The following is an 18,243-nucleotide window of genomic DNA, read 5'->3' as shown; positions in this document are numbered from 1 at the left end:
ATCCTATTTTATCCGGGCTCATCTCTTCATGTTGCGAATTTTCCATTCGCTGCCCCGCACGCATAAAGTGTTATTGCTACCGGTTGCCACCATGGTCACCGTGCTGGGTACGCAAAAGATCATTGGTGTTTTCGGCGATACCGAAGACGCCCAGACACAGATTCCCGTCGCGACGACGACTACGATTTCTCAGTCGATCGTCAATTCAGCCGCCTCGAGCGAAGCGGCTATCGCTTCCCTTACGCTGAGCGATTTATCGAAGGGCATTCCGCTGGCTCAGCTCAAGCCGCTGGAGGTGATGCATCTCGATTTCATCTCCGAAGCCCGTGCCGATGATGACTCCCAGGCACAGGCCTTTTCTCCCATTGCCAAGCCCCCCACTCAGCCGAGTGAGGTGAAGCTGGCCATGCAGCTCCCGTCGGAAGATGCCACGTCAGCCGAAAGTGAAGACGATGACGGCATTGGTGGCACTTCTTACGAAGACTGGACGTTCGATAACGCTCAGGACCCCTCCGGCGACACGGAGCTGGGTGACGAAATCGCGTCTCGGGAAACCTACGTGCCGGAATGGCAGAGCTATACCATTCAAAGCGGCGACTCCTTCGCACTCACCGCCGAAAGAACACTGGGTCTGGCATATAGTGATGTGATGCAGATTCTCAACACCGTGCCGGACAAGAAAGTCCTGACGCGATGGCGGGTCGGGCACAGCTTCGATTACAAACTCGACGAGAACGGTCAGCTGCTGGCTCTTCGCGTGATGAAGAATCCTCGCGAGGGTTATCTGCTCAAGCGAGGCGATGAGACGGCAGAGTTCGCTTACTCGCCAGTGGAGAAAGCGGGAGAAGCCGCTCAGCGCATGTTCACCGGCACCGTCAGCGGCTCGTTTGCCTCGTCGGCACAGTCGACCGGCCTGTCCAGCTCGGAAGTTTCCGAGCTCACCAACATCCTTTCCAAGAAGCTGAATTTCCGCCGCGATGCGCGCGCGGGCGATCAGTTCAGGGTACTGGTGGAGTCGGACATGATCGACGGTCATTCCATGGACTCCAAAGTTCTGGCCGCCGAATACGAAGGGGAACGGATGGATCTGACGGTGCTTCGCAACAGCGCCGATGACCATTTCTATACGCCGGATGGCAATAGCCTCGATCCGGCGTTCGATCGTTATCCTTTTCAGGGCCATTACCGCATCAGCTCGCCGTTCAATCTGCGACGCCTACATCCCGTCACGGGTCGCATCAGCCCTCACAAGGGCACCGATTTTGCCATGCGCTCCGGCACGCCCATTGACGCCCCGGCCGATGGGGTCGTCGAACGCGTGGTCAATCACCCACTCGCCGGGCGTTATATCGTGATTCGCCACAACAATGGCTACGAAACTCGCTTTCTGCACCTGAGCAAGGCACTCGTCAAGCCCGGCGAACACGTCAAGATGGGCGAAGAGATCGCGCTGTCGGGCAGTACCGGCCGCGTTACCGGCCCTCACCTGCACTACGAAGTCATGGTCAACAACCATCAGGTCGATCCCATGCGCGTGAAGCTGCCGGAATCCCAGCGACTGCGAGGCGATGCCCTGGCCGCATTCAAGCGCGAATCGGAAAACCTGCTGGCAAAACTGGACCAGGACAGCGCCAACGAGCCAGCCATTGCTCAGGTCGATGTCTCGGGCAAGCCGGCGGGCGACGACAACATCTAGTCGTAACCCGCTGCAGCGCCTGAGTCACCGCTGAAAATTCACTCCCTGGAAGTCGGATGCCGATCCGACACCAGGGAGGTAATGTTTTGACGCGTCAATAGATCGACGCTCCCCCCTCTCTACCTCTCTACCTCTCTACCTCTCTACCTCTTTCATCAGTCATCCAAGAGCGTTCAACGGAAGCCATAGGCCTTTCGTGGTGCGTCAGCGCGCGTCTCTGGAATCCGTTGGTGGAGTGTCCGGCGCGCCCATTCTCGAGTCGACACTGATTCTTCGGCGTCGCCTGACCTGCATCCTGACAAGCTCTCGAGAGAAAACCCTCCGCGAGTTGCTTCCGGTATAGCAACCGATCGATTCAACTTGTCCCGTCCTTCTTTACCCAACAGCTCGCTCCCCCGACACGCCGAGCATTACATTTAGTTGTTTAATAAATAAGATGATCACAACTTGACGACACCCCTCGCATAAATATTATCGCGGAGCTAATTTTCCTTTGGCCGTTAATCATAAAGGATGATTAGAACAACAACATGACAACGCCAAGTCACTGTTTTACATCAGAACATATATATAAATTAAATTTATGCCGCAATGTTTCTCGACTTAACACTTTGCAATGACGTGGCATTTCTCCTAGACCTAATTCATTAGAAAAAGCGAAGTAAATCACCATCTAAGACCTACAAGTAGAGCGTCTTAACAATTTACAGACGCTCGGTCCGGGGAGAATCACATGGCCATTTCCGCAAAGATCAGTGCCCTTAACGAAGACGTTGCCGCAGCACCTGCCAATGCCGTTGACGCCGACGGCATGATAGCTCTCGAGCAGCCCAGGAAGGTACTGCTCAGCCTTTCCCCGGACGACGTGCAGGAACTACGCCGCGACGGCAATGACCTCCTCGTGAGGACGACGGATGGCCAAGTCATTCGCATCGAGAATTTCTACGGCGGCGATGAGACGACCACCAGCCAGCTATATCTGACCGGAGACGATCAGGAGTTGATCTGGGCCGATCTCAGCCCTGCCGGCGGTGATGGCGTCATCGCCGCCGACTACTTTCCTCAAGGCGAGTTTGGAGTCTTCGAGCCGGTGAGCGTTGCCGGTGGAGAAAGCGAAGGGGCTTCCATCACGCCACTGGGCTGGGCGGCCATTGGTGGTGGTGCACTGGCAGCCGGTGCGATCGCGGCCGGCGGTGGAGGTGGCGGCGGTAGCGACGATGATGACGGCGGAACTGCGCCGCCAGATGACGGAGAGAACGGCGAAGGCGACACCACGGCACCGGATGCCCCCACGCTCGATCCCTCGAATGGCGAAACCATCAGCGGTGAAGCCGAGCCCGGCAGCACCATCATCATCACCGACGGCGATGGCAATCCGATCGGCGAAACGACCACCGACGATGATGGCAACTGGGCGCTCACGCCCGATGAGCCGCTGCCCGACGGTACCGACATCGAAGTCGTCGCGCAGGACCCCGCCGGCAATACCAGCGAGCCGACCACTGGCACCATCGACGCCGTCGCGCCGGATGCGCCCACCCTCGATCCCTCGAATGGCGAAACCATCAGTGGTGAAGCCGAGCCCGGCAGCACGGTCATCATCACCGATGGTGACGGGAACCCGATCGGCGAGACGACCACCGACGACGACGGCAACTGGACGCTCACGCCCGATGAGCCGCTGCCCGACGGTACCGACATCGAAGTCGTCGCGCAGGACCCCGCCGGCAATACCAGCGAGCCGACCACGGGCACCATCGACGCCGCCGCGCCGGATGCGCCGACGATCACTACCGCCATGGACGACGTCGATCCGCAGACCGGGGAGCTCGCCAGCGGCGATAGTACCAACGACACCACGCCGCGTCTGACCGGGCAGGCCGAGGCCGGTAGCACCGTGACGATCTTCGCCAATGGCGAGCAAACCGGCACCACCACGGCCGATGATCAGGGCAACTGGGCATTTACCCCCGACGATCTCGACGACGGTGATTACACATTCAGTGCCACCGCCACGGACTCCGTCGGCAATGTCTCGGATGGCAGTGACGGCTATGCGCTGACGATCGACACCTCGGCACCGAATTCACCGACTGTCGATCCCAGCGATGGCAGCGTGCTGATCGGTACCGCGGAAGCTGGCAGTGTGGTGACGCTGACCGATGATGACGGTAACGCCGTCGGCCAGACGACGACAGACGAGAACGGTAACTGGTCGTTCCAACCTGACGATCCATTGGCCGACGGCACCGAAATCGAAGCGACGGCAACCGATGCCGCGGGTAATGTCAGCGCTCCGGCTACCGTGATCACGGACGCCAACCCCAGCGATACGACACCTCCGGCCACGCCAAGCATTACCTCGGCCAGTGATGACACCACGCCGCAGACCGGCGATCTCGACAGCGGCGACAGCACCAACGACGCGACGCCGACCCTATCGGGGCAAGCCGAATCACGCAGCATCGTGACTGTGTATTCGGGTGAGACCCAGCTCGGCACGACCATCGCCAACGCCGACGGAGAATGGTCATTCACGCCCGAGTCACTCGATGACGGGGACTACACTTTCAACGTCACCGCGACTGACTCCGCTGGCAACGTGTCGGATAGCAGTGATCCCTTCACCCTGACCGTCGATACCCAGCCGCCCGTCGCGCCAATTGTCGACCCCACCAATGGCGAGATATTGACGGGCAGTGCCGAAGCCGGAAGCACCGTTACTCTCACCGATGACGATGGCGACACCATCGCCACGGTAACGTCGGACGTCAACGGCAACTGGTCCTATGCACCCGATGCGCCGCTGGAGGATGGCAGCACCTTAACCGCAGTCGCGACGGATGCAGCCGGCAATGCCAGCGATCCAGGTAGCGCTACCGTCGATGCCGACCTTGTCGATACGCAACCTCCCTCCGTACCCGTGATCATCACCTCGATCGATACGACGGAGCCGGTAACGGGAAACGTCGACGATGGTGACACGACCAACGATCCCAGCCCGACGCTGATGGGCACTGCAGAAGCAACCAACACGGTCCAGGTCTGGGCCGACGACGGCAGTGGCATGCAGATGCTCGGCACGACCCAAGCCGACAATTTCGGCAATTGGAGTTTCCGTATTTTCAGTCGCCTGGCCGAGGGCAACACGAGCTTCATGGCGAAATCGATCGATCCGACCGGTCAAGAATCGGATAGTAGCCAGCCCTTTGCCGTCGTCATCGATACAACGCCGCCGGCTACCCCGAAGATCGATAGCGCGACCGATGACGTCGATCCGGGCGGCATGCTCGACGACGGCGACAATACCAACGACGCCACACCAACCCTGACAGGCACCGCCGAAGCCAACGCCGTGGTGGCGATCCTCGCGGGCGGCACTCAAATCGGCACGGTCGTCGCAGACGACAACGGCGACTGGACGTTCACGCCGGATGCCCTGCCCGATGGCAATGTGGACTTCACTGCCACCGCCACCGATGCCGCCGGCAACGTCTCTCCGGCCAGCCCGAGTTTCATGCTGAGCGTGGATACCGCCGCCCCGGCGACACCGACGATCGAACCTACCGACGGCAACACCATTACCGGCTCGGCCGAGCCCGGCAGTACGATCACGTTGACCGATGGTGAGGGCAACGTCATTGCCGAAGATGTGGCGACCGATCCCGACGATGGCAGTTGGAGCGTTACGCCCGAGACGCCGCTCGACGACGGCGGCACAGTCAACGCCGTGGCGACGGATCAGGCGGGCAACGCCAGTGATCCAGCCACCGAAATCGTGGATGCCACGGCACCCAACGCCGATGACAACAGTATCCAGATCAATGACGGCGGTGACGGCTTCCTCAATGTTGAAGAAGCGGACAACGTCACCCTCACCGGCACGGTCGAGGACGGCGCGTCTATCGCGTCGCTGACCATCACCAGTGCCAACGGCGGTGATCCGGTCGTCATCGATGGTGACGAAATCACCCTCGGCGACGATGGTTCGTTCACCTACAACGCCGATCTGTCCGGCCTGGCCGATGGCGAACTGACCGCGACCCTGGCGCTCAGCGATGCCGCCGGTAACGACGGCACGGTCACCGATACCACGACACTCGACCAGACCGCACCGGTTGTCACCCTCGACGCGCTCGACGAGCCGATCAACGACACCACCCCGGCCCTTACCGGCACCGTCGATGATCCCGGCGCCACGGTCAGCGTGTCCGTCAACGGCGGCGAGCCGATCACGGCCACCGTCGATGAAGACGGCAACTGGAGTGTGCCGGCAGACAGCGTCACCTTGAACGAAGGTGACAACACTATCGAAGTGACGGCCACCGATGCGGCTGGCAACCCATCGACGCCGGCCACCGACACGGTCAGCGTGGATATCACAGCGCCGACCGTCACTGTCGCCGACCTGATCACCAACGACACTACGCCGGCCCTGAGCGGTACGGTCGACGATGCCGAGGCCACGGTTACCGTGACGGTCGACGGCGACGATTACACCGCCACTAACAATGGCGATGGCACCTGGGCCCTGGCCGACGACATCGTTGCCGAACTCGATCCAGGCGCGGCCTCGATCAGCGTGACCGCGACCGATCTGGCCGGCAACGAGGCGACAGCGACCGGCACGGTCACGGTGGATATCACCGCGCCGGGTAACGGCGATGATGGCCTCAATAGCGTGGCGTTCGCCGATGATGTCTATAACGCCGCCGAAGCCGATACGGCCACCCTCGCCGGCCAGGTCGAGGACGGCGCGTCTATCGCGTCGCTGACCATCACCAGTGCCAATGGCGGTGATCCGGTCGTCATCGACGGTGACGAGATTACCCTCGGCGACGATGGTTCGTTCACCTACAACGCCGATCTGTCCAGCCTGGCTGATGGCGAGCTAACCGCGACCCTGACGCTCAGTGATGCCGCCGGTAACGACGGCACGGTCACCGACACCGCAACACTCGATCAGACCGCGCCGATAGTGGCCATCGATGCGCTCGACGAGCCGATCAACGACACCACCCCGGCCTTGACCGGCACCGTCGATGATCCCGGCGCCACGGTCAGCGTGAGCGTCAACGGCGGCGAGCCGATCACGGCCACCGTCGATGAAGACGGCAACTGGATTGTGCCGGCCGACAGCGTCACCTTGAACGAAGGTGATAACACTATCGAAGTGACGGCCACCGATGCGGCCGGTAACCCGTCGACGCCGGCCACCGACACGGTCAGCGTGGATATCACCGCACCCAACACCGATGACAACAGTATCCAGATCAATGACGGCGGTGATGGCTTCCTGAACATCGACGAGGCCGGCAATGTCACCTTGACCGGGCGCATCGAGAGCGGCGCTTCCGTCACCGGCTTGACGATCAGCGATGGAACCGGTGACAGCGTCGAAATCACCACTTACGAGGTCGATGCCGACGGCAACTTGACTGCCAGCGGCGTGAATCTGTCGGGTCTCGCCGACGGCGAACTGACTGCCACCCTCTCCGTGACCGATGGCTCCGGCAATACCGGCACGGTCACCGATACCACCACGCTCGATACCGCTGCACCTGATGCCCCGACCGCGACGCTGGCCAACGACTCGGGAACTGAGGGTGACGGCATCACCAACGATGCCACGATCAACGTGAGTGGCCTCGAAGACGGCGCCACCTGGGAATATTCGACCGACGGCGGCGATAGCTGGACAACCGGCATGGGCAACAGCTTCGAACTGCCGGAAGGCGACTATGACGCTGACGCCGTGCAGGTTCGTCAGATCGATGCCGCGGGCAACACCGGCGGCAGCGGCAACCTCGGCGCGGTGACGATCGACCTGACCGCCCCGGAAGCCCCCGTGATTGAAGGCGCCGAAGACGACGTTCCTCCCGCCGGGCCAATCGGCGGAGGCGATATGACCAACGACGTGACGCCGACACTGATCGGCAGCGCCGAATCCAATGCCATCGTGACCGTCTACGCCGACGGTCGAAACCTGGGCACTACCACGGCCGATGGCAACGGCGACTGGCAGTTCGCCACCAATGAGGCGGATCAACTGTTTGGCGGTGAAACCGTCTTCACTGCCACCGCGACTGATATCGCAGGCAACGTTTCTGCCACCAGCCCGACGTTTACGCTGACGTTCGACACGACGGCCCCTGCGGCGCCGATGATCGAACCGACCAATGGAGACGAGATCACCGGTACCGCCGAGCCCGGCAGCACGGTCACGTTGACCGACGCAGATGGCACCCCGATCGGCAGCGTCGATGCCGATCCCGAAGACGGTAGCTGGTCGTTCATGCCAGACGAGCCGCTACCCGACGGGACCGAAGTCAACGCCACCGCAACCGATGCCAGCGGTAACGTCAGCCCTGAAGCCACGGCAACGGTCGACGCAACCGCGCCCAATGCCGATGGCAACGACATTCGTATCGACGACGGCGGCGACGGCTTCCTGAACGTCGACGAGGCCGGCAATGTCACCTTGACCGGGCGCATCGAGAGCGGTGCTTCCGTCACCGGGTTGACGATCAGCGATGGTGCAGACGGCAGCCTCGAAATCACCACTTACGAGGTCGATGCCGACGGCAACTTGACTGCCAGCGGCGTGGATCTGTCGGATCTCGTCGACGGCGAACTGACAGCCACTCTCTCCGTGATCGATGCCGCCGGCAACACCGGCACGGTCACCGATACCACGACGCTCGACACGGCTGCGCCTGATGCCCCGACCGCGACGTTGGCCAACGACTCGGGAACTGAGGATGACGGCATCACCAACGATGCCACGGTCAACGTCGGCGGCCTCGAGGACGGCGCAACCTGGGAATATTCCACCGATGGCGGCGATAGCTGGACAACCGGCATGGGTGACAGCTTCGAACTGCCGGAAGACGTCTATGACGCTGACGACGTGCAGGTTCGTCAGACCGATGCCGCGGGCAACACCAGCGGCACCGGCAATCTCGGCGCGGTAACGGTCGATCTGACCGCCCCGGAAGCCCCCGTGATTGAAGGCGCCGAAGACGACGTTCCTCCCGCCGGACCGATCGGTGGAGGCGATATGACCAACGACGTGACGCCGACACTGATCGGCAGCGCCGAATCCAATGCCATCGTGACCGTCTACGCCGACGGTCGAAACCTGGGCACTACCACGGCCGATGGCAACGGCGACTGGCAGTTCGCCACCAATGAGGCGGATCAGCTGTTTGGCGGTGAAACCGTCTTCACTGCCACCGCGACTGATATCGCAGGCAACGTTTCTGCCACTAGCCCGACGTTTACGCTGACGTTCGACACGACGGCCCCTGCGGCCCCGATGATCGAACCGACCAATGGAGACGAGATCACCGGTACCGCCGAGCCCGGCAGCACGATCACGTTGACCGACGCAGATGGCACCCCGATCGGCAGCGTCGATGCCGATCCCGAAGACGGTAGCTGGTCGTTCACGCCGGACGAGCCGCTACCCGACGGGACCGAAGTCAACGCCACCGCAACCGATGCCAGCGGTAACGTCAGCCCTGAAGCCACGGCCACGGTCGACGCAACCGCGCCCAATGCCGATGGCAACGACATTCGTATCGACGACGGCGGCGACGGCTTCCTGAACGTCGACGAGACCGACAATGTCACCTTGACCGGGCGCATCGAGAGCGGCGCCTCTGTCACCGGGTTGACGATCAGCGATGGAACCGGTGAAAGCGTCGAAATCACCACTTACGATGTCGATGCCGACGGCAACTTGACTGCCAGCGGCGTGGATCTGTCGGATCTCGCCGACGGCGAACTGACAGCCACTCTCTCCGTGATCGATGCCGCCGGCAACACCGGAACGGTCACCGATACCACCACGCTCGATACCGCTGCGCCTGACGCCCCGACCGCAACGCTGGCCAACGACTCGGGAACTGAGGATGACGGCATCACCAACGATGCCACGGTCAACGTCGGCGGCCTCGAGGACGGCGCAACCTGGGAATATTCCACCGATGGCGGCGATAGCTGGACAACCGGCATGGGTGACAGCTTCGAGCTGCCGGAAGACGTCTACGGCGCTGACGACGTGCAGGTGCGTCAGACCGACGCCGCGGGCAACACCGGCGGCAGCGGCGACCTCGGTGCGGTGACGGTCGACCTGACCGATCCTGTCGCGCCAACAATCTTCAGCGCCACAGATGATGTCGACCCGACCGGTACGCTCGACGACGGCGACACCACCAACGATGCCACACCGACGCTGACCGGTAGCGCCGAAGCTAACACCACGGTGGCAATCCTCGCCAATGGCACGCAAATCGGCACCGCCGATGCCGACGATGACGGCAACTGGTCATTCGCTATCGACGACGCCGACGCTCTACCCGATGGCAATGTGGACTTTACCGCCACCGCCACCGATACCGCGGGCAACGTCTCGCCTGCCAGCTCCACCTTCACGCTGACGGTGGATACCACCGACCCCGCTGCTCCGATACCCACACTGGCCAACGACACTGGCGATAATGCGGCAGACGGCATCACCAGCGACGCCACGGTCAATGTCGCCGGTCTAGAGCCGGGATCGACCTGGGAGTACTCCACCGACGGCGGCACTATTTGGAACACGGGAGCCGGTAGCCGCTTCGAGCTAGACGCGGCGACTTACGCCGATGGCGACATCCTGGTGCGCCAGACCGATGCGGCCGGCAATACCAGTGATATCGGTAGCCTGGGGCCGATTACGGTCGACCAGACCGACCCGGCAGCACCGACCATCGTCAGCGCCGGTGACGATGTTACGCCGATCACCGGCGAGCTCGCGGATGGCGATGCAACCAACGATCCGACCCCAACACTGATCGGCACCGCCGAAGCCAACACCACGGTGACCCTCTTCCAGAACGGTACGGAACTCATCAGCGTTACCGCCGATGCCGACGGCAATTGGGCGTTCACCCCCGCCACGCTCGATGAAGGCGATTACACTTTCACTGCCCGGACGGCTGACGTAGCTGGCAATGTTTCACCGGTCAGCAACGAATTCACCCTGACCGTGGATACTCAGGCGCCCGACGCACCAACGCTGGACGCCACCGACGGCTCGCCGATCACGGGTACTGCCGAGGCCGGTGCCACGATCATATTGACTGTCGATAATAACGTGATCGGGACAGCGACTGCCGGCGCCCAAGGCAACTGGTCGTTCTCTCCGGATGCGCCGTTGGCAGACGCTACCGTGGTCAGCGCCACGGCAACCGATGCCGCCGGCAATACCGGGCCGGCCGCCAGCATTTCCGTTGACGCAGATCTCAATGACGTCACCCCGCCCGCACCACCGACCATCGAATTCGCGGTCGACGATGTCGCTCCGCAAACCGACGATCTCGCCGACGGCGACAGTACCAACGACACGCTGCCCGTTCTCCAAGGCACGTCGGAAGCCGGCAGCACGGTCGCTATTTCACTCAATGGCGCCGAGCTTGTTTCGGTCACTGCCGATGATCAGGGCAACTGGTCTTACGCCCTGGTCGATGCGCTGCCGGAAGGCGACGCCGTCTTCACGGCTACCGCCACCGATGGCAACGGCAATACATCCGGAGCGAGCGATTCGTTCACGCTGACGGTCGATACCGACATACCGGACGCACCCACCATCGACAGCGCCACCGACGATGTCGAGCCGACCGGGGCGCTCATCGACGGTGACAGCACCAACGACGCCACGCCGACACTGACCGGCAGCGCCGAGGCCAATGCCACGGTCATGGTTTCGGCCAACGGCACTCAGATCGGCACCGCCCTTGCTGATGGCGACGGCAACTGGTCGTTCACGCCGGATGACATGGACGCCCTCACCGACGGTGAAACGATTTTTACCGCCACGGCACAGGACGAAGCCGGCAACGCCTCAGGCACCAGCGACGCGTTCTCGTTGAGCATCGATACCGGGATCCCTGACGCCCCGACGGCAGCGCTTGCCAGCGACACCGGCATCAACGGTGACGGCATCACTAGTGATACCACCGTCAACGTCACTGACATCGAAGACGGCGCCGTCTGGGAATATTCAACCGACGGTGGCGACAGCTGGACGCCCGGCACGGGTACCAGCTTCGAACTGACGGAAGGCGACTACGCCGCTGGCGACGTGCAGGTGCGCCAGACCGATGCTGCCGGCAACACCAGCGAGGTGGGTAGCCTCGGCGCGGTCACCATCGATGTCACCGAGCCGGTGGCGCCAGTTATCGACAGCGCCGCCGATGATGTCGACCCGACCGGCCCGCTAGACGATGGCGACAGCACCAACGACGCCACGCCGACGCTGACCGGCACCGCCGAAGCCAACGCCACGGTGGCGATCCTTGCCGATGGCACCCAGATCGGTACGGCCGATGCCGACGATGATGGCAGCTGGTCATTCACCATCGACGACGCGAACGCACTCCCCGATGGCGACGTGAACTTCACGACCACCGCCACCGATGCCGCCGGCAACGTTTCCCTCGCCAGCCCCAGCTTCACGCTGAGCGTGGATACCCTCGATCCGATGGCGCCGACGATCGACCCGACCAACGGCGACATCATCACCGGCACCGCCGAACCCGGCAGTACGGTCACGTTGACCGACGATGCGGGCAACGCGATCGGTGACCCGGCCCTCGTCGATGGCGACGGTGACTGGAGCGTGACTCTCGACGACCCACTCGCCGATGGCGATACCCTCATTGCCACAGCTACGGACGTGGCGGGCAATACCAGTGATCCCGCCACGGCAACGGTAGATGCTGTAGCGCCCGACGCCGGTGACAACGACATCGAGATCAATGATGGCGGCGACGGCTTCCTCAATGCCGACGAGGCCGGCAACGTCACCTTGAACGGGACTATTGAGAGCGGCGCCTCGGTGAGCTCACTGATCATCAGCGATGCCGGGGGCAATACCGTCACCGTCGATACGGCGGATATCACCGTCGATGCCGACGGTAACCTGACGACCAACGGCGTGGATCTATCCGCTCTCACCGACGGCGACCTGACCGCGACGCTGTCGGTCACCGATGCCGCCGGCAATACCGGCACGGTTACCGACACGAGCACGCTGGACAGCGTAGCCCCGGAGGCTCCGGTGCCCACGCTGGCAGTGGATACCGCCACCGACGGTGACGGCATCACCCGTGACCCGATGGTCAATGTCGATGGCCTCGAAGATGGCGCGACCTGGGAATATTCGACCGACGGTGGTGACAGCTGGACGACCAGTACGGGTAACAGCTTCGAGCTACCCGAGGGCGACTATGCCGCTGGCGACGTGCAATTGCGCCAGACCGATGCTGCCGGCAACACCAGCGAGGTGGGTAGCCTCGGCGCGGTCACCATCGATGTCACCGAGCCGGTGGCACCGGCGATCGTCAGCGCCACCGATGACGTCGACCCGATCGGCACGCTCGGCGATGGCGACAGCACCAACGACGCCACCCCGACGCTGACCGGCACCGCCGAAGCCAACGCCACAGTGGCGATCCTCGCCGACGGCACCCAGATCGGCACGGCCGAGGCTGATGACAACGGCGACTGGACGTTCACGCCGGACGCCCTGCCCGAAGGCGATGTCGTCTTCACCGCCACGGCGACCGATGCCGCCGGCAACGTCTCCCCCGCCAGCCCCAGCTTCACGCTGAGCGTGGATACCGTCGATCCGATGGCGCCGACTATCGATCCGACCAACGGTGACATCATCACCGGCACCGCCGAACCCGGCAGCACGGTCACGTTGACCGACGATGCGGGCAATGCGATCGGTGACCCGGCCCTCGTCGATGGCGACGGCAACTGGAGCGTGACCCTCGACGACCCGCTCGCCGATGGTGATACCCTCAATGCCACGGCCACGGATGCCGCAGGCAACACCAGCGACCCGGCATCAGCGACCGTCGACGGCGTTCCGCCGGCTAACGATGACGGCCTGAACAGCATCGAGTTCAACGACGGCGGCGACGGCTTCCTCAATGCCGACGAGGCCGGCAACGTCACCTTGAACGGGACTATCGAGAACGACGCGGTCGTCACCGGCCTGACGATCAGCGATGGAGCTGGAGGCAGTGTCGAGGTCACGGACTTCGACATCGATGCCGACGGTGACCTGACGACCAACGGCGTGGATCTTTCCGGCCTCGCCGACGGACCGCTGACCGCGACGCTGTCGATCACCGATGCCGCCGGCAATACCGGCACGGTTACCGACACAAGCACGCTAGACAGCGTAGCCCCAGAGGCTCCGGTGCCCACGCTGGCAGTGGATACCGCCACCGACGGTGACGGCATCACCCGTGACCCGATGGTCAATGTCGATGGCCTCGAAGATGGCGCGACCTGGGAATATTCGACCGACGGTGGTGACAGCTGGACGACCGGAACGGGTAACGGCTTCGAACTGCCGGAAGGCGACTATGCCACCGGTGACGTGCAGGTGCGTCAGACCGATGCCGCAGGTAACACCAGCGAAGTGGGTAACCTCGGCGCGGTCACCATCGATGTCACCGAGCCGCTAGCACCAACGATCGTCAGCGCTACCGATGACGTCGACCCGACCGGCACGCTCGGCGATGGCGACAGCACCAACGACGCCACCCCGACGCTGACCGGCACCGCCGAAGCCAACGCCACGGTGGCGATCCTCGCCGACGGCACCCAGATCGGCACGGCCGAGGCCGACGATGATGGCAACTGGACGTTCACACCGAACGCCCTGCCCGAAGGCGATATCGTCTTTACCGCCACGGCGACCGATGCCGCCGGTAACGTCTCCCCCGCCAGCCCCAGCTTCACGCTGAGCGTGGATACCCTCGATCCGATGGCGCCGACTATCGATCCGACCAACGGTGACATCATCACCGGCACCGCCGAACCCGGCAGCACGGTCACGTTGACCGACGATGCGGGCAACGCGATCGGTGACCCGGCTCTCGTCGATGGCGATGGTGACTGGAGCGTGACTCTCGACGACCCACTCGCCGATGGCGATACCCTCACTGCCACAGCTACGGATGCCGCAGGCAACACCAGCGACCCGGCATCAGCGACCGTCGACGGCGTTGCGCCGGCTAACGACGACGGCCTGAACAGCATCGAGTTCAACGACGGCGGCGACGGGGCACTGGCGCTGGATGAAGCCGACAGCGTCACCCTGAGCGGCAGCATCGAAAGCAATGCGACCGTGAGCTCGCTGATCATCAGTGACGCCAGCGGCAATACCGTTACTGTTGATCCAGCGGATATCACCGTCGATGCCGATGGCAACGTGAGCGTCGCCGCCCAGGACCTGAGCACGCTGGACGACGGTGTTCTGACCGCCACCCTCGGGCTGACCGATGCTGCCGGCAACGACGGTGAAATCACCGACACCACCACGCTCGATACCCTGGCCCCAACGATCGACGACGCTGCCGCAAACGCGAGCGAGGCGAATCTCGGCACTGCGATCTCCGGCACCATGGCGATCGATGACAGCGGTACGGGGGTCGATGCGATCAACATCACCGGTCCGGAGGACGTCACTGCCAATGGTGTGGCCGTGGACTGGAGCGGCAGCTTCAGTAACGACACCTACACCCTGACCGGCACGGCGAATGGCACGACCGTGGCAACGCTGAGCGTCAGCACCACCGGCGCCTACACATTCACGCAATCGCAAGCGCTGGATCACCCGCTGGCCGGCGCCGACATTCTGGCGCTGGGCTTCGATGTCACCGCCAGCGACCGGTTGGGTAACGAGACCATCGGCGAGCTGACCGTCAATCTGACCGATGATCTTCCTGTCGCGGCTCAGCCGGCGCTATTCGAGATCGATACCGACTCGGCGACGGCTTCAGGCAGCTTCGTCGACAGCTACGGTGCCGATGGGGGCTACGTCTCCGAACTCACCCTCGATGGCTATACGTTCAACTACGACCCTGAGACGGACAGCGTCTCCGCGTCCGGTAGCTCCGAGCTGGTCGTGCCGTTCCAGCCGGGAGACTACGACAACGCCTCGGGCGAACTGACGATCCAGACCGTCAAGGGCGAGACACTGACCGTCGACATGCAGGATGGCAGCTACGACTACGACGCGTCCGGCGCGAACCTGCTAGATCCGGAGCCGGCGGCTGATCCGGTGGTGGCACTGGGCGACGATGACAGTCTTCTGGGATTGATCGGCACGGAAACGCTCGGCCTGGTCGACTTCAGCGATGAGCAGGCATTTGCGGCTACCGATGCCAACAACGACATTCGCTCGGTAACGGTGTCTCTGACAGCGATCAATATCAGCCTCGGCGCCGGTTTCCGCGCCTCACAGGCGCTGGCTAATGACCTTGGCTTGACCTACACCGTCGATAACCTCGGCGTTTTGGATTTCAACGCTTCGATCACTGTGAGCGCGGCCGACGGTGGCACCATCGATAATCAGGCGCTGAACGAGTTTCTGGGCTCGGTCTACTTCAGCAGTTCCGTGCTGAACCTGGGACTCGCCTCGACGATATCCATCTCCGCCACCGATGCCGAGAACAACACGACGAGCACTTCCAGCAGCGACCTTCTCAGCCTTGGGTTACTGCAGAGCAACGTCCCCGACTATCTGGTTCAGGGGAATAGCTCGGCCAATACTTTGGCCGGCACTGCCGACAATGATCGTTTGTACGGCTACGGGGGTAACGACACGCTCAACGGCGGCGAGGGCAACGACCTGCTTCGTGGTGGCGCCGGGGCCGATACGCTCAGTGGTGGCAGCGGCAACGACATCCTGATCGGTGGCGCCGGCAACGACACGCTGACCGGCGGGACCGGCAATGACGTATTCCGCTGGGAAGAAGGCAATCAGGGCAGCGTTGGCACCCCCGCCAACGACACCATCACCGACTTCAACAGCGCTCGGGTTTCCGGGGGTGGCGACATCCTCGATCTCGGCAACCTGTTGCAGGGCGAAGGCAAGATCGGCAAGAACGCCGGCAACCTGACCAACTACCTGCACTTCGCATTGGTCGGCACCGGTACGCTGGTCTACATCAGCACAGCGGGCGCGTTCCAGGGGGTGACCGATGCCTCGGCCAAGGAGGCTTCGGCCGACCAGATCATCACACTCCAGGGCGTCGATCTGATCGGGAATGGCGCGAGCGATCTGGCTATCATCGAGACGCTACTGACCAACGGCAACCTGCTCGTCGATGACGCCTCGGCCGATACCGATCTCTCCGGCAGCGTCTCCACCGGCGTCGACGCCGTCATCTCGGACAACGATGGCGATACTGCCGGTACCAGTGTCGATTTCGACAGTACCGGCCAGCAGGCACCGACGCCGGATCCCGACAACGTCGCCCCTGTGGTTCAGGCCAACGCTTCCTCGCTGCTGGGTATCGCCGGCGCGGATCTGCTGGGTCTGATCGATATCGGTGGCAATCAGGATCTGTTCGCTGCAGATGCCAACGGCAACCTGCAATCGGTGACGGTCGCCTACCAGCCTCTGCTTAGCGTGAACCTTACAGCGCTTCAATTCACTGCCTCGCAACAAATGGCCGACGAACTGGGGCTGAGCCTGGCCTTCGATAACGATCCCGGCCTGCTCGGGCTGGTGGCGCCCTCTGCGAGTGTCACCATTACGGCCGCTGACGGCGGCACCATCGACAATCTGGCGATCAACGAACTGCTGGGGACGGTGGCGTTCGCCGATGCGGACGGATTACTCGGGCTCGGTGCCGACCTCCAGCTCTCACTGCTCAGTTCAACGAGCATTACCGCCACCGATAGCGACGGCCGGACCGCCTCGGACTCGCTCGGCGAGCTGACCAACCTCGATGCGTTAAGCACCTTGCTGGGCAACAACGACAATATCATTGAGGGCACCAGCGGCAACGAGACGCTCGATGGCGACACTGGCAGCCAGCGCCTCTACGGTTATGAAGGCAACGATACGCTGAACGGTGGCGACGGCAGCGATCTGCTACGTGGCGGTGCAGGCGACGACACCTTGAACGGCGGTGCCGGCAATGATCTGCTGATCGACGGCAACGGCGCCGACACGTTCGACGGCGGCGCGGGCAACGACCTGCTGGTGACCAGCGGCACCGACTTCGACTCGATCGACGGCGGTGATGGCTTCGATACCCTGCTGCTCGATGGCGGGATCGATCTCGACATGGTCAACGGCGATATCGGGGCCGTCACTAATGTCGAAAGGATCGACCTGGGCCGCGGTGATGACGCCAGCACGGTGACGTTGAGCGCGGAAGACGTCGATGCCATGACCGACGACGACAACGTGCTGCAGATCACCGGCGACCAACAGGACACACTCAATATTCAAGGGGCGACATCCGACGGTACTGTTACGCTGGGAGGCACTGCCTACGACCAATACACCTTTGGGGATACCGCCATTCAAGTCGAGCAGGACACCGTTCAGGTAGAGACCTGATCGGCACGGCCATGAGCCCGATGCATCGGACTCATGGCCGTTTCCATTTCCCTCACTCACCAGGGCGGGCGCCTCAGGTCGCCTCCGAGGATACGCAGACACAAGGAAACACGGTCATCGA

The 18,243-nt window shown here is 62.8% G+C and carries 2 protein-coding genes; both read left to right on the top strand.

All coding sequences use genetic code 11. The features are described from left to right. The first annotated feature begins 28 nt into the window (after positions 1-28). Positions 29-1,696, top strand: coding sequence for a peptidoglycan DD-metalloendopeptidase family protein (locus DOM58_RS10865; RefSeq protein ID WP_110692834.1), 1,668 nt, complete (start codon positions 29-31; stop codon positions 1,694-1,696). A 733-nt stretch (positions 1,697-2,429) separates the two neighbouring features. Next, positions 2,430-18,122, top strand: coding sequence for an Ig-like domain-containing protein (locus tag DOM58_RS10860; RefSeq protein WP_110692833.1), 15,693 nt, complete (start codon positions 2,430-2,432; stop codon positions 18,120-18,122). Positions 18,123-18,243 lie beyond the last annotated feature (121 nt).

It is taken from the genome of Salinicola halophyticus (assembly GCF_003206695.1).
GTDB lineage: Bacteria > Pseudomonadota > Gammaproteobacteria > Pseudomonadales > Halomonadaceae > Salinicola > Salinicola halophyticus.
Note: the sequence above shows the minus strand (reverse complement) of the source record. Positions and strands in the feature narration are given on the sequence as shown.